The organism is Carnobacterium sp. FSL E2-0243 (assembly GCF_038003605.1).
GTDB lineage: Bacteria > Bacillota > Bacilli > Lactobacillales > Carnobacteriaceae > Carnobacterium > Carnobacterium maltaromaticum.
In genome coordinates this window covers 1,556,509-1,582,008 of the sequence record NZ_JBBOPM010000001.1, presented here as the reverse complement: position 1 = coordinate 1,582,008, position 25,500 = coordinate 1,556,509, and the positions used below count along the sequence as shown (strand labels likewise).

Annotated in this window: 25 protein-coding genes; 6 read left to right on the top strand and 19 right to left on the bottom strand. The window is 34.1% G+C overall.

Translation table 11 applies throughout. The annotated features are described in order from the left end of the window. Positions 1-149 precede the first annotated feature (149 nt). Entirely contained in the window at positions 150-2,141 is a 1,992-nt protein-coding gene (gene tkt, locus MHI00_RS07415) for a transketolase (protein ID WP_056998892.1), read from the bottom strand. Positions 2,142-2,639: 498 nt separating this feature from the next. Continuing rightward, positions 2,640-2,879, bottom strand: coding sequence for a DUF896 family protein (locus MHI00_RS07410; protein WP_010053050.1), 240 nt, complete (start codon positions 2,877-2,879; stop codon positions 2,640-2,642). A gap of 169 nt (positions 2,880-3,048) precedes the next feature. On the opposite strand from MHI00_RS07410, the gene lexA reads away from it, so the two are divergent. The 3 genes from lexA to MHI00_RS07395 all read left to right on the top strand — a co-directional run bounded on the left by lexA (position 3,049) and on the right by MHI00_RS07395 (position 5,425). Continuing rightward, on the top strand, positions 3,049-3,672 hold the full coding sequence (lexA, locus tag MHI00_RS07405; protein ID WP_010053049.1) for a transcriptional repressor LexA: 624 nt from the start codon (positions 3,049-3,051) through the stop codon (positions 3,670-3,672). Positions 3,673-4,049: 377 nt separating this feature from the next. Next, positions 4,050-4,343: a hypothetical protein gene (locus MHI00_RS07400; protein WP_015076603.1), complete on the top strand. Its 294-nt coding sequence runs from the start codon at positions 4,050-4,052 to the stop codon at positions 4,341-4,343. A 185-nt stretch (positions 4,344-4,528) separates the two neighbouring features. Continuing rightward, entirely contained in the window at positions 4,529-5,425 is an 897-nt protein-coding gene (locus tag MHI00_RS07395; RefSeq protein ID WP_229251330.1) for a sunset domain-containing protein, read from the top strand. 344 nt (positions 5,426-5,769) lie between these two features. Here the strand turns inward: MHI00_RS07395 and MHI00_RS07390 are convergent, their stop codons facing one another. From MHI00_RS07390 to recJ, 3 genes are all read right to left on the bottom strand, one after another. Further along, positions 5,770-6,270, bottom strand: a complete 501-nt coding sequence (locus tag MHI00_RS07390) for a hypothetical protein (protein ID WP_010053044.1) — start codon at positions 6,268-6,270, stop codon at positions 5,770-5,772. Between the two features lie 328 nt (positions 6,271-6,598). After that, entirely contained in the window at positions 6,599-7,111 is a 513-nt protein-coding gene (locus MHI00_RS07385) for an adenine phosphoribosyltransferase (protein ID WP_010053043.1), read from the bottom strand. 17 nt (positions 7,112-7,128) lie between these two features. Next, positions 7,129-9,459, bottom strand: coding sequence for a single-stranded-DNA-specific exonuclease RecJ (gene recJ / locus MHI00_RS07380; protein ID WP_332490284.1), 2,331 nt, complete (start codon positions 9,457-9,459; stop codon positions 7,129-7,131). Between the two features lie 152 nt (positions 9,460-9,611). On the opposite strand from recJ, the gene MHI00_RS07375 reads away from it, so the two are divergent. After that, positions 9,612-10,049 (top strand): GNAT family N-acetyltransferase, encoded by a 438-nt coding sequence (locus tag MHI00_RS07375; protein ID WP_010053039.1) that lies wholly within the window; start codon positions 9,612-9,614, stop codon positions 10,047-10,049. 69 nt (positions 10,050-10,118) lie between these two features. On the opposite strand, the gene MHI00_RS07370 is transcribed toward MHI00_RS07375, so the two are convergent. From MHI00_RS07370 to MHI00_RS07330, 9 genes are all read right to left on the bottom strand, one after another. Beyond that, positions 10,119-10,757, bottom strand: a complete 639-nt coding sequence (locus MHI00_RS07370) for an acetate uptake transporter (RefSeq protein WP_010053038.1) — start codon at positions 10,755-10,757, stop codon at positions 10,119-10,121. Between the two features lie 249 nt (positions 10,758-11,006). Then, the gene (locus MHI00_RS07365) at positions 11,007-11,399 is read right to left on the bottom strand and encodes a lipopolysaccharide assembly protein LapA domain-containing protein (protein WP_010053037.1); all 393 of its coding nucleotides are present in this window, start codon (positions 11,397-11,399) and stop codon (positions 11,007-11,009) included. A 327-nt stretch (positions 11,400-11,726) separates the two neighbouring features. Further along, on the bottom strand, positions 11,727-12,530 hold the full coding sequence (locus tag MHI00_RS07360) for an SDR family NAD(P)-dependent oxidoreductase (RefSeq protein ID WP_010053036.1): 804 nt from the start codon (positions 12,528-12,530) through the stop codon (positions 11,727-11,729). Between the two features lie 29 nt (positions 12,531-12,559). Further along, positions 12,560-13,498, bottom strand: a complete 939-nt coding sequence (gene rnz, locus MHI00_RS07355; RefSeq protein ID WP_201730487.1) for a ribonuclease Z — start codon at positions 13,496-13,498, stop codon at positions 12,560-12,562. Positions 13,499-13,607: 109 nt separating this feature from the next. Next, complete coding sequence (locus MHI00_RS07350) at positions 13,608-15,482, bottom strand: acyltransferase family protein (RefSeq protein ID WP_332489518.1); 1,875 nt, start codon at positions 15,480-15,482, stop codon at positions 13,608-13,610. Between the two features lie 220 nt (positions 15,483-15,702). After that, complete coding sequence (gene obgE, locus MHI00_RS07345) at positions 15,703-17,010, bottom strand: GTPase ObgE (RefSeq protein WP_010053031.1); 1,308 nt, start codon at positions 17,008-17,010, stop codon at positions 15,703-15,705. A 371-nt stretch (positions 17,011-17,381) separates the two neighbouring features. Continuing rightward, positions 17,382-18,140, bottom strand: a complete 759-nt coding sequence (chbG, locus tag MHI00_RS07340) for a chitin disaccharide deacetylase (protein WP_056998896.1) — start codon at positions 18,138-18,140, stop codon at positions 17,382-17,384. Between the two features lie 54 nt (positions 18,141-18,194). Further along, positions 18,195-18,887 (bottom strand): LPXTG cell wall anchor domain-containing protein, encoded by a 693-nt coding sequence (locus MHI00_RS07335; protein WP_010053026.1) that lies wholly within the window; start codon positions 18,885-18,887, stop codon positions 18,195-18,197. Positions 18,888-19,121: 234 nt separating this feature from the next. Then, complete coding sequence (locus MHI00_RS07330; protein WP_015076612.1) at positions 19,122-20,213, bottom strand: DUF871 domain-containing protein; 1,092 nt, start codon at positions 20,211-20,213, stop codon at positions 19,122-19,124. Positions 20,214-20,559: 346 nt separating this feature from the next. Here MHI00_RS07330 and MHI00_RS07325 point away from each other — a divergent pair, with 346 nt between their 5' ends. Then, positions 20,560-21,330 (top strand): peptidylprolyl isomerase, encoded by a 771-nt coding sequence (locus MHI00_RS07325; RefSeq protein WP_015076613.1) that lies wholly within the window; start codon positions 20,560-20,562, stop codon positions 21,328-21,330. Between the two features lie 71 nt (positions 21,331-21,401). Continuing rightward, positions 21,402-21,965 (top strand): nucleotidyltransferase family protein, encoded by a 564-nt coding sequence (locus tag MHI00_RS07320; protein ID WP_229251335.1) that lies wholly within the window; start codon positions 21,402-21,404, stop codon positions 21,963-21,965. Between the two features lie 65 nt (positions 21,966-22,030). Here MHI00_RS07320 and MHI00_RS07315 read toward each other — a convergent pair whose 3' ends face one another. From MHI00_RS07315 to MHI00_RS07295, 5 genes are all read right to left on the bottom strand, one after another. Further along, positions 22,031-22,291, bottom strand: a complete 261-nt coding sequence (locus MHI00_RS07315; protein WP_010053021.1) for a metal-sensitive transcriptional regulator — start codon at positions 22,289-22,291, stop codon at positions 22,031-22,033. After that, positions 22,281-22,586, bottom strand: coding sequence for a rhodanese-like domain-containing protein (locus MHI00_RS07310; protein WP_341112341.1), 306 nt, complete (start codon positions 22,584-22,586; stop codon positions 22,281-22,283). Before MHI00_RS07310 ends, MHI00_RS07315 begins: the two co-directional genes overlap by 11 nt. A 2-nt stretch (positions 22,587-22,588) precedes the next feature. Further along, positions 22,589-24,238, bottom strand: coding sequence for an FAD-dependent oxidoreductase (locus tag MHI00_RS07305; protein ID WP_341112340.1), 1,650 nt, complete (start codon positions 24,236-24,238; stop codon positions 22,589-22,591). 2 nt (positions 24,239-24,240) lie between these two features. Further along, entirely contained in the window at positions 24,241-24,546 is a 306-nt protein-coding gene (locus tag MHI00_RS07300; RefSeq protein ID WP_029451614.1) for a rhodanese-like domain-containing protein, read from the bottom strand. Positions 24,547-24,659: 113 nt separating this feature from the next. Then, positions 24,660-25,400: a class I SAM-dependent methyltransferase gene (locus tag MHI00_RS07295; RefSeq protein ID WP_057001129.1), complete on the bottom strand. Its 741-nt coding sequence runs from the start codon at positions 25,398-25,400 to the stop codon at positions 24,660-24,662. Positions 25,401-25,500: the final 100 nt, after the last annotated feature.

Below are 25,500 nucleotides of genomic sequence, written 5' to 3'. Positions count from 1 at the left end.
TACTCAAAAGAATATTAAAAAAAGTTGATTTATTTCTTAATTTAGCAGTTTTATAGCTTAATTTGACTATTCTTTTGAATAAACATGCAAAAAGGAGCTGAGATTTCTCAATCCCAGTCTCCTTTTTACTACTTTGATGTGACATTATTTTATAAATTTTTAAATGTTTGAACTACATTTTCAACTGTAAAACCATATTTTTCAATAACAATATCGCCAGGAGCACTTGCACCGTATTTGTCGATTCCAATCATAGCTCCATCAAGTCCAACAAAACGTTCCCAACCAAAAGTTGCGCCCATTTCAATTGACACTCGTTTGCGAACATCATTTGGTAAGACACTTTCTTGATAAGCTTTGTCTTGTTTCGCAAATAAATCAAAGCTAGGCATTGAAACAACAGAAACATCTTGACCTTCTGCTTGTAACGCTTTTTGAGCTTCAATTGCTAGAGCTACTTCAGAACCTGTTGCAATTAAAATACCAGCTGGTTTTTCACCGGCTTGAGGAGAAATTACATATGCTCCTTTAGCTACATTTTTACGAGCATTTTCTTTTGTTCCAGGTAAAACTGGTAAATTTTGACGAGTTAAGACAAGGATAGTTGGATGATCTGTTGATGTAATAGCTTGTTCCCAAGCAGCAACAACTTCATTTCCATCAGCCGGACGAATCACTGAAAGATTTGGCATTCCTCGTAAACTTGATAACTGTTCTACTGGTTCATGAGTTGGTCCATCTTCTCCAACTGCAATTGAATCATGAGTAAATACATACGTTACTGGCGCTTTAGAAATAGCAGCTAAACGAATAGCAGCACGTAAATAATCTGTAAAGACAAAGAATGTTCCGCCATATATTCTTGATCCGCCGTGTAGAGCAATTCCGTTCATTGCTGCTGCCATTGCAAATTCACGAACACCGTACCAGATATTGCGTCCTTCATATTGTCCTGGTTCAAAATCTTTTTCACCAGCGACCATTGTATTATTTGATGCTGATAAATCTGCTGACCCGCCCCAGAAGCCTGGTAAACGTTTCGATAATGCTTGGATAGTTTCGCTACTTGTCACACGAGATGCTGCACTTTGCCCAACTTCGTAAACAGGTAATTCACTATTCCAATCACTTGGTAAATCGCCAGAAATAATTTTTTCAAATTGTGCTGCTAATTCAGGGTAAGCTGTTTTGTATGCTGCAAATTTCTCATTCCAAGCAGCTTCAGCTTCAGCTCCTTTTTGAATCATCGTTTCTTCAAAACGCTCTGCAACAGCAGTTGGTACTGTAAATGCTGGATAATCCCAACCGTACGCTTTTTTAGCTGCTTCAATTCCATCAACACCAAGTGGAGCACCATGAACTTTAGATGTTCCGGCATTTGGAGCACCAAATCCGATAACAGTCTTAACCTCAATTAATGTTGGTTTTTTTGTTTCAGCTTTAGCTGCTTCAATAGCTGCTTCAATCTCAGCTAAGTCGTTGCCATCTTTTACTAAAATATGTTGCCAATTATATGCTTCAAAACGTTTTCCAACATTCTCTGTAAATGCTTTAGAAGTTGGTCCATCTAATGAAATATCATTTGAATCATAAAGAACGACTAATTTACCTAATTCTAAATGCCCTGCCATACTTGCTGCTTCAGCAGAAACACCTTCCATTAAATCACCATCTCCACATAAAGCGTAGGTGAAATGATCAACGATTGTATGTCCCTCTTTATTATACGTAGCTGCAATATGGGCTTCTGCCATTGCCATACCTACAGCATTAGCAATTCCTTGACCAAGTGGTCCTGTTGTTGCTTCAACACCATCTGTATGATGAACTTCTGGATGTCCTGGTGTTTTGCTATCCCATTGGCGGAAGTTTTTTAAATCATCCATAGTAACCGCATAACCAGATAGATGTAACATGCTATATAAAAGCATTGATCCATGTCCAGCGGATAACACAAAACGATCACGATCCGTCCAGCTTGAATTCTTAGGGTTGACTTTCAAATGCTTTGTCCAAAGTGTATAGGCCATTGGAGCTGCCCCCATTGGTAAGCCTGGGTGTCCAGAATTAGCTTTTTGAATTCCATCCATACTAAGTGTTCTAATCGTATTTACTGCAAGTTGGTCAGTTGTATCGAACAATTAAATCATCCTCTCGGTTTTAATATCTTTATTCTACTGTTTTATTTGTATTTGTGCAACGCTTTCTACAAAGAATTTAATCGTTTTTTCGTTTAATAACAACTAAACGTTCATTTTTAGGTATTTTTCACTTATATTATTTTTTATTTTTATGTGAAGATTTTAATCAATTGGTCTATTTGGCTCCTATTTAGTTTTAAAATTCTCACAACACTTTATTTTGTCCAAAAATTTATTTAGGTATTTTTCACTACTATTAAGCATTTTATATTTCTTATTCTTTAGATTCTTTTAATTTCGATACATGCCATTGCTCTATTTATTTCCTAGATTTCTTTAATCCGCTTTTTATCGTTTAAGTAAATTTTGGCTAATTTAAAAAATCATTAAATTACAGCACTGCTTATAAAATTAAATTAACCATTTATTGTTTAAACAGAAAAAAGAACTCAGAAAACAATCTGAATTCTTTTAAAAATACAAATAGACAACAAGGGATTAACGACCATGAAGTCCTTTTTCTTTTTGAATATCTTTTAACTTCTCAGGAGTTACATCATTTCCTTCATCATCAACAACCTTCATTCCTTCGATATGATGGCGCATCCCACCGCGAAATGCTGTTAAATATTCTTCACGTAACTGTTTTTGCTCTGCTTGTTCAGTTATAGTCAAACCTTCCTTTTTAGCTTTATTAGCTAGTTCATTAATTCGACTCATTTTATTTTTTTCTAACACTTTAATCACTCCATCTCTCTTATCTTCTCTTCATACTATACCAAAAAAAACCAAAAAAATATATTCCTTTGCTTAATTCTCCACAAAAGCGAACATCTGTTTGAATTTCATTTCAATCTATGGTATTCTATAGATAAGAAATTAAGAAAGAAAAGGGGTGCACTATTTTATGCGTAAAACACCAGAATCAAGACAAATCGAGGTACTACAGTACATACATGAACAAGTGCAGTTAAAAGGTTATCCACCGACTGTTCGTGAAATTGGTACTGCAGTCTCACTTTCTTCTACATCTACTGTCCATGGACATCTATCACGTTTAGAAAAAAATGGTTACATCCAACGAGATCCTAGTAAACCTCGTGCAATTGAATTAACCAGTTTAGGCCTTTCAAAATTAGGTGTTCCATCTGATAAAATTCCTTTATTAGGAACTGTTACTGCTGGTGAACCAATTTTAGCAGTTGAGGAAGCCATTGATTATTTTCCAATTCCACCTCATCTGAGTTATGATCCCGAATCTTTATTTATGTTAAAAATTCGTGGAGAAAGTATGATTAATGCAGGCATACTTGATGGAGATGATGTCATTGTTCGTAAGCAAACAAATGCAGATAATGGTGATATTGTTATTGCTATGACCAATGAAGATGAAGCAACATGCAAACGATTCTACAAAGAAAAAACACACTATCGTCTGCAACCTGAAAATGATGCTTTAGAGCCAATTATCCTGAATGAAGTTAGTATTTTAGGTAAAGTTGTCGGTTTATACCGTAGCCATATTTCTTAAATCTATGTAGTCACTAAATAAAGCAAAAAGCTCACACTTTTTGCTTTATTTTTTTGTTTTCAATTCGTTTCATTTGTATCTTCTTGTATTTGTGCTAAAATTTATGGTGTAGATAAAGGCTAGTTCTTTTGAACCAACTCTTCGAAAAGAAGATAAAATCCCCTCAAAGCAAAAAGATACTTTGTGTGTATTTTCCTATCTTTTTGCCAGAGCTAATCGGCTCAACAAACTTTTTATCAAGGCTAGTTCTTTTGAACCAGGCCTTCGGAAAAAAGATGAAATTTCGAGGTGACAAAAAGCGTCACATCAAATTTCCCTATTTTTCTGCCAGGCCTAGACGGCTCAACAAAATTTTTATTATTAAGGAGGAATTATTAATGGTTGCATTTATGTTTTATTGGTTTAGTTTATTAGTACAAGTAGCTTGGATTGTTTTAAGCGTAGGTCTTTGTGCTATGTATCTAAACAACAAAGAAAATGGAAATTTATGGGCTTTTGGTGCTTTAAATATTCTATCAATGATTTACAGCTTGGTCGTAATTTGGATTTATAATACATGGGACTTCGGTGTAACAACATCCAGTTGGTTTATCATCATTGTTGGTATACTTGCCATACTAACTGTACTAGAATTTATCTTAGGTCGCGAACCTAAAACAAAAACAGCCTAATTTAATTAACTTGTAGCAAAAACCTTTCGTGGGTTTTTGCTTTTTTTTATGTGAACTCTTTAAATACATATGAAATTAAAAAATAAATAAAAATTCATTAGCATAGGAATCATTATTATGATATGCTATATTTTAGAGCCTTTAACTAATAAAGACTACACTTAAAAATATTGGAGGATATGTAAGTGAAAAATGTAAAAGTTGTATTGGTATTTCTATTCTTGTTAAATGGTTCACTATTCCCTGCTTTTGTCAATGCGGATGAAGCAAAAAATGACTTTATTACAGTGGAAAAATCAACTGTAATAGCAAACAAAAATGGTGAAGCAAAAGTATCTGGAACTACAAAGAAAAAGACTAAAGTCAACTATGGTAAGTTTAAATCTGAAAAATCAGATAGTAAAGGAAAATTTACGCTAACTTTAAAAAATAAAACAAAAGAAAAAAAAGCATTCACTTTAAAAGTTAAAATAAACGGAGAAACCTACTCTAAAAAAGTTTCTGTTAAGCCCTATTCAAAAAAAGAGGCTGAGCAAAAAAAATTAGAAGCAGAAGCTAAAAAAATAAAGAAAGAAAAACTTGCTAAAGAATTAAAAACTGCCACTAATGCAGTCAAATTAGCCGAAAGGAAACCTACTAGAGCTAGCTACGATAAAGCGAACACTCTGGTCGTTGCTTTAACTAATGAAAATAAAGAATTATCTAACCGGTTAATAAAAATAATGGATACAGTTGAAGCAAATGAAGCTCTAGCTCAAAAAAAAGCTGAATCTGAAAGTAAAGAAAAAGAAAGAATTGCAAATGAAAAATTAGAGGCCGAACGTAAAATTGCAGAAGAACAAAAAGCTCTGGAAGAAAAAAGAATTGCTGATGAACAAGCTAGGATAGCTCAAGAACAAGAACAGCAACAAGCTCAAACAGCAGCAGAAGTTGAAACTGGACAAGGACTAATAAAAGGAAGCGAAAGTGGCATTTATCACACTCCTGGTAGCACCTATTATGATCGTACGACAAATGTTGTCCAATGGTTCAATACCATTGAAGAAGCTGTTGCTGCTGGCTACCGAGCACCAAAAAGATAACCAGTCGGATAAGCTATTATCCTTAAAAAAATCGATATAATTGTAATTCCAACTATTTATTGTGAACATAAAAAAAGTTGCTGACTAAAATTCTTAGTACAGCAACTTTTTTTGATTCACATTCTAAAATTTTAATTGTTTTATTTATTGAAAAAATTTACTTATTTTACTTTTGATTCTTTTCTCATAATGAATGCTGAAATAACTACCAATAATATATTAGCCATGAATCAAACTAGGAAATAATTGATTATACAACAATATCTAACTATCTAATGGGTTTTCTATTGCTCTTAAACTATTCTAAAATTTATCTTTTTTACTATTCATTCGCATTTTCCACCTTAAGCTAAGTTGCTCTCAGATTTCTCACGATGAATAGTAGACATTACTTTTCGAGCTAGTGGTTGCGCAATCAATAGTTCAATAAATAGAACAACACCAAAGTTTCTAGGCCAAGCCATTAAAAATCTAGCTACAATCCCTTTCTCAAGTACAAATCCATGTCCAATAAAATCGCCTATCAGTGTCATACAAAACGACATTCCAACCACAGTAAAGAAGATGGAAAAGAGAATGTGAGCGTTAAAGCTATCTTGAGTTGCTGAATATTTTTCTACTAGTTTATTTGCAAAACGACTAATAACAAAATTTTCCAGTAACATCGCCACAATAAAAAATAAAGGAAAAGCTTTTAAAATAATAAATAGCACCTCTTTATTTACTGTATAGAATTGGAGGTAAATATTTAGAAAAGTCATTAAAAATGCTGTAATTCCACAAATAATCATACCATATAAAAGTCCTTCTTTACTACTTTGGGGTAAACGTAAATCATGTTTCATTGTCAATCTCCTATCTTTTTTTCAGAGAACAAAAAAAGACGCAGAATCCCATCTGTTCAGATGGTTCCTACGTCTACTTGTAATGTTCACTGTTTGATAATTATAACAAAACAACTGGATTTTGTCTAGATTTAAATAATAAATTTCATTCGTTTTCAATAGGAGTAATTCTATCTAGTATCAAATGATAATGATACACACTCACCCACTGAATTAATGAAAACTTCACCTACTAGTTCAAAAAAATTGTTTATTTAAAAATAATATTTACATTTTTTCAAACAAAATTTTAAAATCGCTTTTAAATAAGCCTAAAATGCTACTAGTCTTAATATTCCATCAAATTAAAGATATCATAACCTTTAATTTTATCTCGGCCATTTAAATCTGTTAATTCAATAAAGAAGGCAGTTCCAACTACTACTCCACCTAATTTTTCAATTAATTCAATAGTTGCTGCGATTGTTCCACCAGTTGCTAATAAATCATCACAAACTAAAACTTTTTGCCCTGGTTTAATCGCATCTTTATGAACTTGTAAAATATCAGAACCGTATTCAAGACCATAGCTAACCTCAATTGTTTCACGAGGGAGCTTTCCTTTTTTACGAACGGGTGCAAAACCAATTCCCAATTCATATGCGACTGGACATCCTACAATAAACCCACGAGCTTCAGGCCCAACAATCATTTCTACACCTTTGTCTTTTGCATATTGAGTAATTTGATTGGTTGCATAACGATATGCATCCCCATCAGCCATTAAAGGTGAAATATCACGAAAAATAATTCCTTTTTCAGGGAAATCAGGTACATCAGCTATATATTTTTTTAAATCCATCTTCAAAAATCCTCCATTCAATCTTCGTTTGTTAATTGTGCTTTTAACCATGTCTCAAGTTCAGCAAAGTGACTATAGACTAGCAATTTTTCAGCTTCTATTTTTTCTAAACGGTTTTTATAAACCACTGCTTCACTCAATTCACTTTTTGGTGCATTTTCAACAAAATTCATTATGCCGTTTTCTATTGTAACAAATCCAACTTCAAAAAACACGTTAATCATAAAAATTAAATTATTTTCTTTAATTTTTAAATAATCTGATAGAACTTTTAGTTTGTGACGAATGTCAACATCACGATGACTTGCTGCAAATTTAAATAATTGACCAAACTGTTGGCGACTAGGCATGCCATTCAAGTATGAGTCGTCTCCACTGTAAAAACAAGCGATTATTTTTTCAGCTTGTGTATTACGAAGAATTTCAGTTACTAGTTCTGTTTGATTAGGACAATCTACAAAAACAATTTTTTCTTTTGTAGTTGTAACAGCACTTGCTTCAGCTAAATTCTCAATGAATTCGACTTGACTGCCCGCCGGAATATTTGTTTGTTGCTTTTCTTGTATTTTTTTATTGAAAAAGACAAAACAAGCATCCTCTTGCCAAATTGTTGGTGAAATATGAGTACCACGCATATCAAAAATTTGAAGACCCTCAACAGCAATATCCTCTAACATTAATTGTGGTTTTTTATTGCCATTCCACTCATTCACGCTGAGTTTTCCAACCAATGAAACCTCGGCATCTTTATTCATCTCATCAGCAACTGGACCAAATTGAAAGCCAATTACATCCAATGATGTTTCTTTATCGACAGCTTTCATTTTTAAATGGGCATTGTTGCCGCCAATTTTTCGAATATCTTGGCCTGAGACATGTTCAATTAAGAAACTAGGTTTCGGATTTCCCGTTCCAAATGGCGCCAATCGATCAATTTCATCAATTGTAGCAATCGTAATTTCTGATAATGTGATTTTTTCATCAATTGAAAGTTCAATACCAGCAACAGAAGTATTATTTTGGCGCTCCCAAAATAGATTTAACTGTTCTTGCAGTAATTCGATATTTTCCATTGGCAACGTGATACCCACAGCCATATGATGTCCTCCGAAGCTAGTAGTTAAACCTCGCACCTCATTAATCGACTCATATAAATGATACGATGAAATACTTCGACCAGAGCCTTTTACATAACTTCCTGTTTCATCTATATTCAAAACAAGTGCCGGTTTCCCCGTTTTTTCAACAACTTTACTAGCAACGATACCTAATACACCTTCATGCCAGTTCTGACGTGCTAAAATATAGACTGATGGCTCTTCGGTTAAATCTGCAATCATTTGAAAAGCTTCTTCTGTAATTTCAGCTACATATGCTTGACGTTCTTCATTCTTCTTATTTATAAAAGTTGCTAAACTATCGGCTTCTTCTTCATCAAAAGTAGTTAGTAATTCAACAGCTGGCTTGGCTTCTCCAAGACGTCCAACAGCATTTAAACGTGGTGCTAAAGCAAAACCAACTGTTTCTTCTGTAACAGTTTCTTGAGTTACTCCTGCCGCTTTAATTAAAGCACTTAATCCAATTCTTTCAGATGATTTTAATACTGCTAGTCCTTGCTTGACTAAAGCACGGTTTTCACCAGTCAATGAAACCAAATCAGCAATTGTCCCAATCGCAACTAAATCCAATAACTCAACTGGAAATTCTCCAAGAAGAGCTGTTGCTAGTTTAAATGCGACACCTACTCCCGCTAAATCACCAAATGGATAAGCACCTGCTGGATGTCGTGGATGGATAATTCCATAGGCCTCTGGTAAAGTTTCTGGTAACTCGTGGTGATCTGTTACAATCACATCAATACCCAATTCATTGGCTTTTTGAATTGCTTCATGTCCGGAAACACCGTTATCACAAGTTAAAATTAAACCTGCTCCCTCTTCAATTAGTTCCTCAAAGACACGAACATTCGGTCCATATCCATCCGTAAAACGATTAGGGATATAAAAATCAACTTCAGCCCCTAACATTTCCAGCGTTTCTTTTAAAACAGAGGTACTTGTGACACCATCAGCATCATAATCTCCGTAGACAACAATTTTTTCGCCAGCTTCAATAGCAGTCGTAATCCGTTCTACTACTTTATCCATATCAAATAATAAAAACGGATCATGAATCCAACTTTCATCAGGGGTTAGAAAAGCTTCGGCCTTTTCCTTCGTATCTAGCCCTCTGTTTAGCAATAGCCCTGCGAATAATGGCGAGCTAGACAATGATTCACTTAATTCAGTTATTTTATTATGTTCAACTACTTGATTTATTAATTTCCAGTTCATTCGAGATTTCAACAATCAAATCACTCCTAACCTATTTATTATACCAAATTATCTCTCAATAGAGTAGCAACTCTTTCAATGTTATTTTTTATTTTTGTTGTATCTTGATTCGTTTAACTTTATACTAGAGATATTCTTTTTTTTGTAACATTTAGGAGGTTTTAGCCATGACTTGGAAAGTGAAAAATTTTAATGAATTAACAACTACTGAACTCTTTTATATCTATCAACAACGGATTAAAATATTTGTTGTTGAACAAAATTGTCCTTATCAGGATATTGACGAATTAGATTTAACGAGTCTTCATGTCTTTAAACAAAGTGAGTCTGGTGAAATTATGGCTTATGGACGAATAATTGCGCAAGATCCGCGACTCCATTTCGGTCGAATTATTGTTGCTCAAAAATATCGAAAAACTGGACTAGGTAAAGAACTTCTTTCAACTATTTTAAAAACCATTGAAGAAAAATTTCCTAACCGCGAAATTGAAATCCAAGCCCAAGCTTATTTAGAAAAATTTTATGGCAGTTTTGGTTTTCTACCGATTTCTGAAATCTATTTAGAAGATGATATTCCACATATAGATATGTTGCGCCAAGTTTAGTTTTTTCAAATCAAAAAAAGCATTGAGAATCTGATTCTTCAGATCCACAATGCTTTTTCATTTTATGATTTATTTCTTTTTCTTTGTAGATTTTGGTTTTGTAATAATGCCAAATGGTTTTCCAATTGGTAAGAAGGTATACCCAAAATGTCCATTTAAAACAGCTGCTCCACAACCATAGAATGAGAATACAGCGATTAAAAATTCTGCAATAGCTGCCATCATATGGAAAAACTCAGGTGCAATGCCTAATGTTGACATAAATAGTCCTAGGAATAGAAAATCAATTAAAAAGAAAATAATAAATAGAACTTTGTTTGTTTCAAGCGCTCCAATTGTCATAAAGACAGTAAAGATAAAATAACCAATAAATGCAAAACCTAAATCTTTCACATCAAATGACTCTTGTAAAGCTGTTCCAAACAAGCCACTTTGAATCATCCAGCTCATGCCAGTACCTAACCAAAATAATCCGTATGCCGCAAATGCTGTTGCTCCAAAAAGATTGTTATGCTTAGCATCATATGCCGAAGCAATTAATTGTGCTACCCCACCTAAGAAAATCGCCCAAGGAATAACCCCGCTTGTTCCTTCAGTCCAACCTAATTTTTGTGAAGATGCTACTAATGTAACGATTGCTAATCCAAAAAGACCAATTGCAGTCGGATCAATCGTGACTGTCTTTACTTCATAATACTTTTTTTCCATTTCTGTATGTGCTCCTTTAAAAATAAAATTATCAACTCGTACTAAAATAACACGTTATAGAGCACTCGTCAATCTAATTTTATCCCTTGTCATCATCCCTTAATAATAGGTAGCCACTGTTTTTTAATGAAAGCGAAACCATCTATCTTAATTTCTTAATTCACCTTTTCTAGTATTTTTCCATATGTAAATAATATAAAAAAAGCTAGCCAAAATATTATTGGCTAGGCTTTTTAATAATAGATGGTTTTAAACGATTGGATTTGTCATTTTACTGACTAGCTCATCTTCTAAACTATTAATTTTCTTTTGTTTTGCTTCGATTTCTACTTCTTTTTCAAGTAACTCTTGCTCATACTCTGCTTGAACCTTAGAAAGTTGTTCTTTAGTTTGATTATCTTTATCATCCAATTCTTTTTTCACTTTTTTTAATTCTTTTTTTACTTGAATACTTGAACTAGTAGAAACTAAAACTGTTGCGATAGCCCCAATAAACAAAGAACCTAAAATAATCATAATTAAAGGCCAATCAACTTTAATAAAGCCAAAATTCACAGGAACTGCATCTACATTAAAAATTGCAAATAAAACGATAATTAACACTAAAATAATACCAACTACTAAACGCCATTGATTTTTCATCCCTAACACTCCTTATAATAAAAGTTTGTTGAGCCGATTAGGACTGACTCATAAGAACTAGCCTGATTAAAATTTTTGTTGAGCTGGCCAACTCCGATAAGAAAATAGGAAATTATGCGAAAAGTGTTTTTTTCCTTTAGCTTAATTTATCTTTTTCTTGAGAGTCCAACAACATCAACCTAGCTTTCTATCTAAATTTAAATTCAGATTTAATTCATCTACCACTTAAGCATACCTTTTTTTTATTTTCTTGTCTAATATTTTCTACTAAATTTAATAATTTTCAAATAGAAAAAGCTAAGAAAAAATTCTTAGCTTTTTATGTGTTTATTTATTATTAAATACATTTCCGGCGATATAATCTCCAATATGCGGAAATAATGTATAAAATTTGCTGGCGACTTCAAGTAACACAGGTAAATTTAATTCTCGACGAGGAATCCCCATAACACCAACAATACGATTGGCAACTACTTCAGAATCAAGCACTAGACGGTCTACTTTATCCAAATAGCCCCCCTCTTTATCTGCAATATCAAAAAAGTTTGTAGCAATTGGCCCTGGATTAACTGTTGTTACATAAATACCTAAAGGTTTTAATTCCAAACGTAATGCATTGGAGTATCCTAGTACAGCAAATTTAGTTGCTGAGTATACGGATGATTTAGGAGTAGCCATTTTACCAGCTTGAGAAGCAACATTAATGATGTGCCCTACTTTGCGTTCTGCCATTTGTAAGGCCACTAATTGAGTCATATACATCATTCCCAATACATTGACGCGGAACATTTTTTCAGCAAGATCCATATCGAATTTCAAAGCTTCTTCAAAGAAACCAAATCCAGCATTGTTAACTAAAACATCCACAGTTCCAACTTCATCATAGATACGCTCAACAACTTCTTTAATAATTTCTGGATTCGCTATATCAAGTTGAAAAGCATAAGCTTCTTTACCCGAAATTGCTTCACAATTTTGCTTCACCTTACCCAGTTTATCAATTCGTCTTGCGCAAACAACTACTCTAGCATTTTGGCGAGCACAAGCATACGCTATCTGTTCTCCCAAACCACCTGAACCACCTGTAATCACTACTACTTTATCCGTTAAGTCTCGACGATTATCTAACATAAATTTCAGCTCCCTTATTTTAGTTAACTTTATTTATCGGTTCGCACCAACTGAATCTCAATTTCTTCAAAATCTTTGACGATGTGTGACTTTTTAAAAATGCTCTGAGCTTCCTTTTCAAGGGCGTATGCTTCTTTCCCTAAATATCTAGCACTGATGTGTGTAAGCAATAAACGTTTGGCATTGGCCTCTTTAGCCACTTCTGCAGCATCTAAGCTAGTTGAATGGTGATAATCACGAGCAATTTTTCGATCTGCTCCATCAAATGTACTTTCATGGACTAATACATCGGCATTTTGAGCCAATAAAACACTATTAGGATGCTTTCTTGTATCACCTAATATGGTTACAATTCGACCTTTTTGATCTTCTCCCACAAAATCCCGACCATCAATTACTTGTCCATTTTCTAAGGTGACTGTCTCTCCATTTTTGATTCTACCATACATTGGTCCAAAAGGAACGCCAACGGCTTTCAACGCTTCAACTTGGAGCATACCTTGGTGATCGCTTTCTTCAATTCGGTAACCAAACGACTGAATTCCATGATCGAGCTCTAAACAGGTAACTTTAAATTTCTGATCTTGAAATAAAACCCCTTCTTCAGTAATTTCATGAAAGCTCAAAGCATATTTCAAATGAGTTCCTGAAACTTTTAAACTAGTTAACACATATTCACGAATTCCTTTTGGACCATAGACAACGAGTGGTTCGTCTCCACCTTGAAATGAACGACTACTCAGCAAACCAGGTAAGCCAAAAATATGATCTCCATGCAAATGTGTGATAAAAATTTTCTCTATTTTTCTCGGTTTAAGCGTTGTATGAAGAATTTGCTGCTGTGTTCCTTCACCGCAATCAAATAACCAGATACTATTACGTTCTTCTAATAATTTTAATGCAATGCTTGTTACATTACGATGTTTCGCAGGGACACCTGCTCCAGTACCTAAAAATAATAACTCCATATATTCATGTCCTATCTATATCTTATTCTTTCATCTTCTTTATTTTAGCAGAAAACGGAAACTTTGACTAAGAAATAATTGATTCTGGCTAAATTTATTTTTACTCTATTTAATTCTTCAAAACGCTTGTAGCAATCAACTTCGTATATTCTTCCGCTCCAGCTTCATTCGGATGAACTCCATCTTCATAAAACCAGTCACTATGATTTTGACTGTAGCTATTCCAGTCAATTACTTCAACATTAGAATGTCGCTTAGCAGCACTACTTATGCCTTGATTCACACTGTTTTTCCAATTCTTTGGCACTTGAGTATTAACTAGATAAACTTTTTTAGAATCGCCAACAGCTGCCAATAAATCATCCATTTGTTTATCTGTAAAGGCTCCATTTGTTCCTAATGCTATCACGACTGGATTGCCTAATTTATCCTCTTGCTTCAAGCTTTCTACTACTGGAACTGTTTGATAAAGTTGTCTTCCAATCACACCATCAATCACTGCTTTTGGAAATAGTTGTTCAACAGGATTGACGACACTTAACATCACAGAATCGCCAATTAAGGTTACTTTCAGTTCACCAGCTTCTTCCATTTGCTCTGGAGTCAGACCAAATAGCGGTTCTCTTACAGCTGATTCTTCTACTTCTTTATTTTTTTGTTCAATCAAATCTTGTTTTTGCTTATCAATTTTAGTTTGATTTGCCTTTAACTGTGCAGCTAATCTTATTTTGCCAGGGCTATCCCCAACTGGCGCTACTGTAAAACCTACTAATGAAATAATCAAGATCAAGCTCAATAGCACAATCCCTACTTTATGCATCTTTCCTGTTATAGTTTGATTTCTCCATAAAGATTTCCCATGGTCTACAATCACATTCCAATTCAAAACTTCACGAATGTTTAGTTTCTTGAATGGCATCTCAACGAATCGATATGAAGCCTCTGAAATCAGAATAATCAACGTAATTTGGATAATTAAATGGCGCAGTGGATGTAAACTTGTATCACCTACTTTGACTTCATATAAAATCATCACTGGATACTGCCATAGGTACAAGCCATAACTCCGTTGACCAATCCATTTTAACGGTTGAAGACTTAATAATTTAGCTAGCCATGTCGCTGGGTGAGCAACTACTGCCACTAAAATGCCACTGATGAGACTAAAAATAAAAATGCCGCCATAATACGTAAATGGATCACTATCCATCAATTGAACCATTAACCAGATTAAAAGACCTAATGACAACACACCAACAGCATCTAATGTTACTCTACCTGCATTTGGCAAGTTTTTTTTCAGTTTCGTACTTGGCCAGATAAAAGCTAATGCTGATCCAATTAATAAAGAAAATGCACGTGTGTCAGTTCCATAATAAACACGACTAGGATCTGCTCCTGGAACATATAAAATAGCCATTAACAAAGCCGATAAGATTGAAACACCAATAAAAGTATAGAAAATCCAATCATTTCGTTTAATAAAGACAATCGCAAAAACGACTATCACAGGCCAAATCAAGTAAAATTGTCCTTCAATTGCCAACGACCATAAGTGGACAAATGGTGAAGGTGTTGTAAATCGATCAAAGTAAGAAGCACCTTGGCTAATTTGCCACCAATTATTTAAATAAACTAAACTAGTTAAAATCATATTTCGAATATTTAATAACAAACTACGCTCAAAAATTGTAATCCACCCGGTGACTAAAATCAACATAGTCACTAAAGCAGGATAAAGACGATTTAAACGTCGTTTCCAAAATTGTTTCAAACTAATTTTGCCATTTTGTTCAAATTCTTGAATCAATAAATCACTAATTAAATAACCAGATAAAACGAAAAAAATGGGAACCCCTAGAAAACCTCCTGGCAATATATGAGGTGTTAAATGATAAAATATGACGCCAATTACTGCTAATGCTCTTAAACCATCTAAACCAGACATATATCGACTACTTTTTAGTCTTTTAGCTTTCTCCATTTGTTCCAATCTCCTTTAAACTCTGTTACTTTTTCTTTAAGTTTCTTTTCTTTAGTGTAACAAAGTTAGTTGAAATATGCGACACTGATTGACTGTTTCATTCTAATTATTCTTAAAATTTATAAAAAAAGCAAAAAATAAAGCTTGTTTTCATAAAAAATAACCTAAAACGAATTTTCGTTTTAGGTTATTTTAAAATTAGAGAATAATTGATTTTCTATTATTCAACAAATTCAAATTCATATTTCATAATACGAACAATATCGCCATCTTTCGCACCACGAGCACGCATCTCTTCATCGACACCCATCGCACGTAATTGTCTAGCAAAACGCATGATACTTTCATCATGTTCAAAGTTCGTCATTTTAAAGGTTTTCTCAAGCTTGTCGCCACTAAGAACCCAAGCAGCATCAGGATCACGAGTAATTTCAAAACCTTTTTCTTCTGGTGTATGTTTGTATAAAACAGTTTCATCTTCATCAACTAATTCATAAAGTGGGAATTCTGATGTAACATCTAAAACATCAGCTGTTGCACTCAACACATTATTCATTCCTTTATGGCTAATGGCAGATATTGGAAAGACCGGAATATCGTCAGTAAACTCATCCGTTTTCCCTGCATTTAATTTCTCTCTGAAAATTTTCAGATTCTCTTCAGCTTCAGGCATATCCATTTTATTGGCTACAATTAATTGCGGACGTTCCATTAAACGTAGGTTATACGTTTCTAACTCTTTATTAATTGCTAGATAATCATCAAAAGGATCTCGACCTTCACTCCCACTCATATCAATCACATGTAAAATAACACGAGTACGTTCAATATGACGTAAAAATTGTGTTCCTAAGCCTATTCCTTGAGAAGCCCCTTCAATTAAGCCGGGTAAATCAGCCATAACAAAGCTACGACCATCTTCTGCTTGAACCATGCCTAAATTAGGAACCAAGGTTGTGAAGTGATACGCACCAATTTTGGGACGCGCTTTTGAAACGATAGATAAGATTGTTGATTTTCCTACTGAAGGAAATCCTACTAAACCAACATCAGCTAAGACTTTTAATTCTAATTCTAAATTACGTTCTTGACCTGGTTCACCATTTTCAGCAATCTCTGGCGCTGGATTTCTAGCAGAAGCAAAACGGATATTCCCACGTCCACCACGACCACCTTTAGCAACTACTAATTCTTGGTCATGATAAACTAAATCACCTAATACCATTCCAGAATCTGTATCTTTAATCGTTGTACCTGGCGGAACTTTAATAATTGTATCACCAGCACCACGACCATGCATGCCTTTGCTCATTCCTTTTTCGCCTTCTTGAGCTTTAAAGTGACGAGTAAAACGGAAATCTAAGAGTGTACGCAGACCTTCATCTACAACAAAAACGATATCTCCACCGTCTCCACCATCTCCACCTGCAGGTCCACCATCAGGAACATATTTTTCTCGACGAAAAGCCACCATACCATTCCCACCGGAACCGGCTTTAACATTAATTGTCACTTGATCTAAAAACATTGACATCTTTTTCTTCCTCCTCATTAAAGTCTGAGTTTGTGAGAATTTAACTTCATTCATTTATTTAATTCATTAAGCTACTCTTTGGATTACTGCGACTATTCTAAGTGTTACACTTGTTCCAAGATGTAATTTAAGATGCGAATTCCCAAAACACATTCGCCATTTAATTGAGGCATGTTCAGTCTGCCCCACTTAATCCATTCTCTATTGTACTTGTCAATTGCTAGTTTGTCTATAAAGATACTCGATATTTAATGTAATTTTAGTTGAAATTGTAAATTCTCACTCTGAATTCTAGGAATTTACTGAGCTAAAATAAAAAATACCACAAACTTAAGTTTCTAGCAAAAGTTTGTAGCAACTTATTTTTATGTCAATTGGCTATAATTGATTCGTTCAATCCCTAAAGAAGCAATTTTATTTTTAACTTCATTAGAAGTTAAGATATCTAATTCATCTAGCCTTTTCTTTGTATACGAACTTAGGGCTAATAAATCATTGTCAATAAAAGCCGGATGAGTGGCAATTTCTAAAGATTCAACTGCTTGGTAGCTTTGCAATAATTGATTGAGTTTTTCAACTGTTGCTTCAGAAGCATAAAATCCAGCGTCAAAATTCGTTGTGTGTCGAACTGTTGGCGTCAATTCTTCAATTTTTGCGCCTGTATTAAGGTCGTGGTGACTTTGTCTCAAAGGCACTTGGTACTTTTCAGCTAATTTCAAAACAAGAGGCAATAAACTCGGATTCATATGAACATGATGATGACTGTCTATATGCGTCATAGATAATCCAGTCTGTTTAAATTGTTGTATTTGCGCTTCCCATTCCTTTTCCACTTCTGTAACAAGTACTTTTTCACTATAGTCTTCTTTTTTATAAAAATTGTTCGTCTTTTGATCCGTTAATGATGAGACATTTTCAGCAATAGGCTGCCCCGCTGTCAACACCAAATGAATTCCAACTCCTAGACTTGGGTTTTCTTTGGCTAATGCAACTGCCGAAGAAAATCCAGGCATGTTGACCATTAACGTTGTTGATGTAACAATTCCTGAACGATGGGCCTCTATAATTCCGTAATTAACTCCTTTAGATAATCCAAAATCATCTGCATTGACAATTAATTTCATCTAACATTCCTCATTCCATCATTTATTAAGAAAAAACAACTTCTAAACTGTAGCTTAATTTTTTTTATTTTGTTCATCCTTATTCTTTTTACGCATAAACACTAAAAATAAAATCACTAAAATGACTAATATTATCCCCATAATTAAAGGTAGCTGACTTTTTTGTTCCCCAGTTTGTGGAAACACATCTGTTACATAAGTAACTTCATCCATTACTTTGTTTTCACTATTATTAGCATCCGCTGCTGGCGGATTAACTGCTGGAGTTTCAATAGTTGCTTCCTGTTCCGCTTGTGTGCCCGGATTTTGTTCTGAAACTGCATTATTAAGATTATTTCCAGAAGAAGTCGAATCTTCTAAATCAGTATTTCCATTGGAGACGTCAGCTATACTTGATGATGATTCCTCTTTCGTTGGTGCATTTTTTTCGCTAGAACTACTATCTAAACTCGAAGTTGACTCTTTGTTAGATGAATCAACCTCACTTGAGTTACTAGCTAGACTCGAAGATGATTCTTTTTCTTCACTTGAACTCACTTCTTCTGAATCCGTTTTTGAATTTTTATTTTGGCTGTCATTATTTTTAGTTGTAGATGCTTCGCTACTACTTTTAGAAGATGATGACACATTAACTTGACTTTCTGGACTCGATCCGCCTAAATCAGCAAATGAAGCAACTGCCGTAGCAGCTAAGCCTAGTCCAATTGTTCCTAATACAATCACTCCTAATAATGTTGAACTTTTCATTGTTAAACACTCCTCCATTCTACCAACTTGCTATGTATCAAATTGTTATATTTCTATTATACGTGTTTATGTCTAAAAACGCACGTCTCTCTCTTTCTTTTTTCTTCTTGAACTAAAGAAATTTTAATAATAGCTTTTATACTCGGTTATATATATAACCGAGTATCCAATTTATAAACAAATTAAAAATAGCAGTTGCACCAGAAAATTGGTGCAACTGCCACTAATGTAACCTTATTTATTTTCAATTAATTTAAAGTTTGACCATGGTTTTAAGAAGTCTAGTAAAAATAATTCGTCGTCACTAATTCGTCCAACTACATTGACACGACCGATATTTTCCATTTCCTTCAAAGCAATTTGCATCTCCCCTTTATACTGACCAAAATCAACGTTGTCGACTAATAAATCGCCGCGTTTAATATCGATTGTATTATGAGGTGGAAACTCTTCATTTTTATATTTTATTCTAGTCATTGTTGAACGTAAAATATAAGCCGAACGGTCACCACGGTAACTGTGTAACTCATCTAACACAACTTTTCTTTCAACATCACTAATCTCTTGATCTAAGTCTACTTTAACAGATGGATAATCTGCATTAAAAGCTTCTGCCATGGCAATAATTTCAGCTTCTGATGCATACGCATTTCCAATAATGATATCATCAATTAAATCTGTTAGTACTAAGTGTTTGACTTGAGTCGCAATCTCTAAATCGCGATGATCTTCTAATGAACAAAGTCCATCCTGTGTTGGCCAAGGTCCAAAAGTCGCTTCATGCGAATTCACAAAGGCTGCTGTATTTAAGTTATGGTTACGATATTGGTTTGAACAATAAACAAAATGATTATATTCTAAACCAGAATAACGATGTGGGTAAAAATTATGTGAGCCTAATAAATTTTCACGATTTGGTGAAAATGCCATAATACTATCTACATACTTTGTTCCAGAACTCATATTAACTTCTATTTTAATGCCATAAGGATTACGTGTCATACGCGCTTCTTCTTGGCCAGTAAATCCAATATCTAAGCGAATGCCATATGCTCCCATTTTATGGAAGAACGATAAATCATCATAAGAAATATTTAATTGTGTAAATAAACCTGGGTTGATATCAACCATCACTTCCATGCCTAAACTATTTGCATAGGCTACAACTTTATTAAAACTACCTAAAACTTGATCAGCATCGCCGTCAATTTCTAACAAACTAGTAAAAACTCGTGTGTACCCATGTTTGTGTGCTAAATCTAAATAAGCTTGGTCCTTTTCAAATGTTGAACGTTCTGGATAAATCGAAACACCTAATTTTCCCATCGTTTATTCCTACCCCCATACTCTATTTTAACGCATCTATTTTACTTAAACGAATACGCTACCATAAACATTATAACAAATGAAAACTGTTTCATCTAGGCTTATTTCCGATAAAACTTACACAACTTAACCACCAATTAATTGGTACGTAAAAAAACAAACGATTGCCCCTAGTTGAAAAGTTTCTTTAAAAAAACTGGTATACACCATTTAATTTTTTGTTTATTTTCAATCTGATGAAGAAAAGAAAGAAACGAACAAATCCAATGACTTCTATTCCATATTTGCTCATTTTAAGGTAAAATAAACGTTGGCTAATAAAATAGAATGAAAGTGTGGTAAAAAAATGAAAAACAAAAAATTAATTTTAGGAATTTTACTTTTAATTGTTGCAATTGTAGCAATTATTTTTGGAATCAACTATGTCAACAAAGACAAAAAAGATGATGTAAAAACAGAAAATTCTTCATCTAGTGAACAAATTGAAAGTAGTAGCGAAGCTGAAGCACCTGTTGATTTTTCAAAATTGACACTTCCTCAGCTTTCAAATGAAGTCACAGAAAACGAAGCTGTTGTTGAGATTGTAACAACAATGGGAACGATTAAAGCAAAACTATTCCCAGAATTCGCTCCTAAAGCTGTTGAAAACTTTATTACTCACAGCAAAGATGGCTACTATGATGGTACAATCTTCCATCGCGTCATTGAAGACTTTATGATTCAAGGTGGCGATCCCGACGGTACTGGCATGGGTGGCGAAAGTATCTGGGGTAAACCATTTGGTGTAGAAATTTCACCAGAACTTTATCATATTCGCGGTGCTTTAGCTATGGCTAAAACAAATCAACCCATTTCAATCGGCAGTCAATTTTATGTTGTTCAAAATCCGGCTGATATGAGTGCTGGATTATCTTCAAGTACAACTCCTGAAAAAATTATTGAAGCTTATAAAAATGGTGGATATCCAAGTTTAGATGGAGGATATACAGTCTTTGGCCAAGTAATTGAAGGCATGGATGTTGTCGATAAAATCGCTGCTGTCGAAGTTGGACAAAGTGATAAACCAAAAGAAGATATCAAAATCGAAAAAATTAACGTGATTCAAGAAGCAAAGTAAACTGAAAAAACTGCGCAAGAGTCTCTCTTCGCAGTTTTTTTATACATAATAATCAGATTGGAGTGAATAGAATGGCAGAAGAAGCAGAGTTAAAAGCTATCATTCAAAATGATCAAGAAATGCTACGCATCCTAAAAATAGTAAAAAGTTTAAATTTACCAGATTGGTGGATTTGTGCTGGTTTCATTCGCAATAAAATCTGGGATGTTCTGCACGGTTACCCTTCAGATACTCCTTTAAATGATATCGATATTATTTATTTTGATCCAGTAGATACGAGTATTGAAACAGAAGAAAATTTGAATAAAAAATTACATGTTCTAGATTCTACCATGCCTTGGTCTGTAAAAAACCAAGCTCGAATGCACCATAAAGCTGGCTTCCCACCATTTAAGTCTTCACAAGATGGAATTGCTCATTTTCCAGAACTTCCTACCGCTATTGGAGTTAAGTTGACTCAAGATGGTCAACTCCTGATTGCTGCACCATGGGGAATAAAAGAATTAATGAACTTAATCGTTTCGCCAACACCTTACTATAAACTAAATTCACAACACTATAGTATTTATCAAGAACGATTAGAGGAAAAAGACTGGCAAAAAACTTGGCCTTTACTAAAATTTAGAGACTGTTAATAAATTTTCAAAACAACAAAGGATGAGCTTCTCTAAAAATAGATTAGCCCATCCTTTTATTGCTATTACATTGTTTTCACAATTAACTCTACTGCTTCTCTCACAGCTTCATCCTTTTCGGGATTTGTGCCATTTTCATACTCAATTGATTGAATCAAATTTTCAGCAACCATTAATCCCATGACTTTATCGATACTGGAACGAACAGCTGATAATTGTACAATGATTTCTTTACACTCTTTTCCATCTTCCATCATTTTTAAAATGCCACGCATCTGTCCTTCTGAGCGCTTCAAACGATTTAAGATTTTTTTATCACATTCCATAGACACTTTCTCCCTTCCAAGCTGACATACCTCCCATTACATTCGTAACATGGTACCCTTCTTGAGCAAGATACTGACAAACGGCATTTGAACGTACTCCACTATGACAAACAAGATAATAATTTTCATCATAATCTAACGTATCTAATTTTTCTGGAATAGATTGCATCGGTATAAATAATACATCCGCAATATGTCCTTGTTCATATTCATGAGCTTCTCTGACATCAATTATTGATACAGATTTCTTTTTAATTAATTGCTCAAATTCAGGCATAGAAATCGTTTCAAACATTTTTACTTAACCTCCTCAGGTCGAACCGTTGAATACAGGCTAAAAGCCCCGTCTAAATTTTTCACTCGGAAACCATTTTGTTTTAAAATTCTTTCCGCTATATAACTCCGTAAACCACTTTGACAACTAACGATAAATTCTTTATCTTGTGGAAGTTCATTCATTCTTTCACGTAAACTATCTAAAGGAATCCTTAAAGCATTAGGAAAATACCCATTAGCAGCAATTTCTTTTTCTCCGCGAACATCTAACAGCAATGCACCCTTTTCTAAATAACTTTGGAGTTCATACCACTGAATGGATTCAGTGATACCTTCCATACTATTTAACGCTGCATAACCAGCCATATTTACAGGATCTTTTGCCGAGCCAAATGGTGGCGCATAAGTAAACTCCAATTCTGGTAAATCTTCAACTGTCAGATTACCTTTAATTGCTGTAGCCAAAATATCGATTCGCTTATCAACACCCTCTTTTCCAACAGCTTGGGCTCCATAAATTTCTCCAGATATCGGATTAAATAATAGTTTAAGCAGAATCATAGAAGCATTTGGGTAATAGCCTGCATGATTCTTACCTTGAATATGGACCACTTGATAATTTTTTTCTTCACTCTTCAACTGCTGTTCAGTTAATCCTGTTGAAGCAATTGTTTGATCAAACACGCGCACAATTGCCGTTCCTAAGCTACCTAAATTCTTTCTCTTTAACCCTGATAAAATATCGGCAACTTGTCTTCCTTGACGATTAGCAGGAGAAGCAAGTGAAATTAAAGTATCTTTTTGAGTGCTATATTGCTTTACTAAAATAGCATCCCCAACAGCGTACACATCTTTAGCACTTGTTTGATAATTATCATCTACTACTATACCACCTCGTAGCCCAGTTTGGATACCTGAATCTACTGCCAAACGACTTTCTGGCTGAACTCCCACAGATAATAAAATAAAATCAGTTTCAATCTTAGCTCCATTTTCTATTATGACACTGCGACCCTCATTTTCGATTCCAATAACAGAGGTACCAGTTATTACATTGATTTGATTCTTACTTAATTCTTTCGTAATAAAAGCAGCCATCTCTTCATCAATAGTCGGCAATACATGTGGTGCTTTTTCAACAATTGTTACATGAATTCCTCTGTTGACTAAACTCTCAGCCATTTCTAGCCCTATAAATCCCGCACCAATAATAACTGCCTTCTTAGGATTGTGTGACTCAATATAAGTCATAACTTCATCAACATCTGGCACATTCCGTAAAGTAAAACTATTTTTTGCCATTTCCAATCCTTTAATTGGTGGAATAAATGGTTTCGCACCTGGCGACAAGATAAGTTTGTCGTATGCTAATGTATAGGTATCACTTTCTGAAGCTACCACTATTTCCTTACCCACCGTATCAACTTTAATGGCTTCACTATTTGGACGGACATCTAATCGAAATCTAGCTTTTAACTGTTCAGGAGTTTGCACAAGCAAATCAGAACGGTTTTCAATCTCCCCTGCCACATAATAAGGCAATCCACAATTAGCAAAAGACACATAAGGACCTTTTTCCAGTACAATAATTTCAGCTTGTTCATTTAACCTTCTTAATCGTGTAGCAGCAGACATTCCTCCTGCAACTCCACCAATAATTACAATTTTCATCTTTAGTTTCCTCCTTTAATACTACCATTCCATGCTAACATACCGCCTTTAACATTGATCGCATCGTATCCTGCATTGATTAATTTTTTTGTGGCTGCTTTGCTACGCATACCTGATTGACAAATAACATATACCTCTGTCTTTGGTTTATAATTGCCAATTTTATTTAGTGGGATATTTTTTGCACTAAGAATATGTCCATTTCTAAACTCATTTGGTTCCCTAACATCAATGAGAACAATCTTTTCAGTTAACTTACGTTCTAATTCCTTAATTGAAATAGAAGGAATTTTTTTAAATAAAAACATAATTTCCCCTTTCTGTAAACCTAATTTATCCAAAACCTCTCAAATAATACCCCTATAGGTATAAACGTATTATACCTATAGGGGTATTATTTGTAAAGAAAAAAAATTCAGCATTACACTGAATTTTTTTTCTTAGCAGCAATTAATAGCATCATTGGTCTGCGTAATTCATCCTGCATATAAGGAATATCTAGCAGTTCTTCAGCAGGTTCTGGCTCAACAATACTCATAATTTCAAAATTATTTTTTAATAAAGTATTCAAATAACTTGTCAATGTTTTATGATATTTTATTACTTCTTCACCTAAAAATATACTGCTACGTTGATCTTCATCAAAATAACGATCCACAGGCCAATGAAGTCGATTACCAGCTTCATCGTAGGACCAATCTTGCATTCCTTGTGCTGTAAAAATAGGATGCTCAACAGAAAAGACAAAATCCCCACCAGAAACTAAACATTGTCTAACATTTTTACAAATTTGTTCAAAAGACTCAATGTAGTGGAAAGCTAATGAGCTAATAACTACGTCAAAGCTATCTTTAGGATACTCATACTCTTCAATTCCTTGTTGAATATACTGTATCTGCGGAAACGATGTTTTCTTTTTTGCCTCAGCTAACATTCTTTCTGATAAATCAATTCCAATCACTGAGGATGCGCCATGCTCAGCAGCATAAATACAATGCCAACCAAATCCACAACCTAAATCTAAAACTCGTTTCCCTTTGAAATCAGGTAACATTTTTTTTAATTCATGCCATTCTCCCGCTCCTTTAAGTCCTTCAACAGAACGACTCATTTGACTGTATTGTTCAAAAAACTTCGGATTATCATACTTATTTTCTTTCATCATCTCACCCCTCAGCTCAATTTATATTACTTCAAAAAATTATGGGAACAAAAATAATTATAAACTTTTATTTTTGTGATATCAATAATCTTAAGTTCTA

Excerpts from the sequence above, each read along its gene's own strand:
- lexA (WP_010053049.1), top strand. The coding sequence starts at position 3,049 with ATGCGTAAAACACCAGAATCAAGACAAATCGAGGTACTACAGTACATA.
- MHI00_RS07400 (WP_015076603.1), top strand. The coding sequence starts at position 4,050 with ATGGTTGCATTTATGTTTTATTGGTTTAGTTTATTAGTACAAGTAGCT.
- MHI00_RS07390 (WP_010053044.1), bottom strand. The coding sequence starts at position 6,270 with ATGAAACATGATTTACGTTTACCCCAAAGTAGTAAAGAAGGACTTTTA.
- MHI00_RS07385 (WP_010053043.1), bottom strand. The coding sequence starts at position 7,111 with ATGGATTTAAAAAAATATATAGCTGATGTACCTGATTTCCCTGAAAAA.
- MHI00_RS07375 (WP_010053039.1), top strand. The coding sequence starts at position 9,612 with ATGACTTGGAAAGTGAAAAATTTTAATGAATTAACAACTACTGAACTC.
- MHI00_RS07370 (WP_010053038.1), bottom strand. The coding sequence starts at position 10,757 with ATGGAAAAAAAGTATTATGAAGTAAAGACAGTCACGATTGATCCGACT.
- MHI00_RS07365 (WP_010053037.1), bottom strand. The coding sequence starts at position 11,399 with ATGAAAAATCAATGGCGTTTAGTAGTTGGTATTATTTTAGTGTTAATT.
- MHI00_RS07360 (WP_010053036.1), bottom strand. The coding sequence starts at position 12,530 with ATGTTAGATAATCGTCGAGACTTAACGGATAAAGTAGTAGTGATTACA.
- rnz (WP_201730487.1), bottom strand. The coding sequence starts at position 13,498 with ATGGAGTTATTATTTTTAGGTACTGGAGCAGGTGTCCCTGCGAAACAT.
- MHI00_RS07350 (WP_332489518.1), bottom strand. The coding sequence starts at position 15,482 with ATGGAGAAAGCTAAAAGACTAAAAAGTAGTCGATATATGTCTGGTTTA.
- obgE (WP_010053031.1), bottom strand. The coding sequence starts at position 17,010 with ATGTTTTTAGATCAAGTGACAATTAATGTTAAAGCCGGTTCCGGTGGG.
- chbG (WP_056998896.1), bottom strand. The coding sequence starts at position 18,140 with ATGAAATTAATTGTCAATGCAGATGATTTTGGATTATCTAAAGGAGTT.
- MHI00_RS07335 (WP_010053026.1), bottom strand. The coding sequence starts at position 18,887 with ATGAAAAGTTCAACATTATTAGGAGTGATTGTATTAGGAACAATTGGA.
- MHI00_RS07330 (WP_015076612.1), bottom strand. The coding sequence starts at position 20,213 with ATGGGAAAATTAGGTGTTTCGATTTATCCAGAACGTTCAACATTTGAA.
- MHI00_RS07325 (WP_015076613.1), top strand. The coding sequence starts at position 20,560 with ATGAAAAACAAAAAATTAATTTTAGGAATTTTACTTTTAATTGTTGCA.
- MHI00_RS07320 (WP_229251335.1), top strand. The coding sequence starts at position 21,402 with ATGGCAGAAGAAGCAGAGTTAAAAGCTATCATTCAAAATGATCAAGAA.
- MHI00_RS07315 (WP_010053021.1), bottom strand. The coding sequence starts at position 22,291 with ATGGAATGTGATAAAAAAATCTTAAATCGTTTGAAGCGCTCAGAAGGA.
- MHI00_RS07310 (WP_341112341.1), bottom strand. The coding sequence starts at position 22,586 with ATGTTTGAAACGATTTCTATGCCTGAATTTGAGCAATTAATTAAAAAG.
- MHI00_RS07305 (WP_341112340.1), bottom strand. The coding sequence starts at position 24,238 with ATGAAAATTGTAATTATTGGTGGAGTTGCAGGAGGAATGTCTGCTGCT.
- MHI00_RS07300 (WP_029451614.1), bottom strand. The coding sequence starts at position 24,546 with ATGTTTTTATTTAAAAAAATTCCTTCTATTTCAATTAAGGAATTAGAA.
- MHI00_RS07295 (WP_057001129.1), bottom strand. The coding sequence starts at position 25,400 with ATGAAAGAAAATAAGTATGATAATCCGAAGTTTTTTGAACAATACAGT.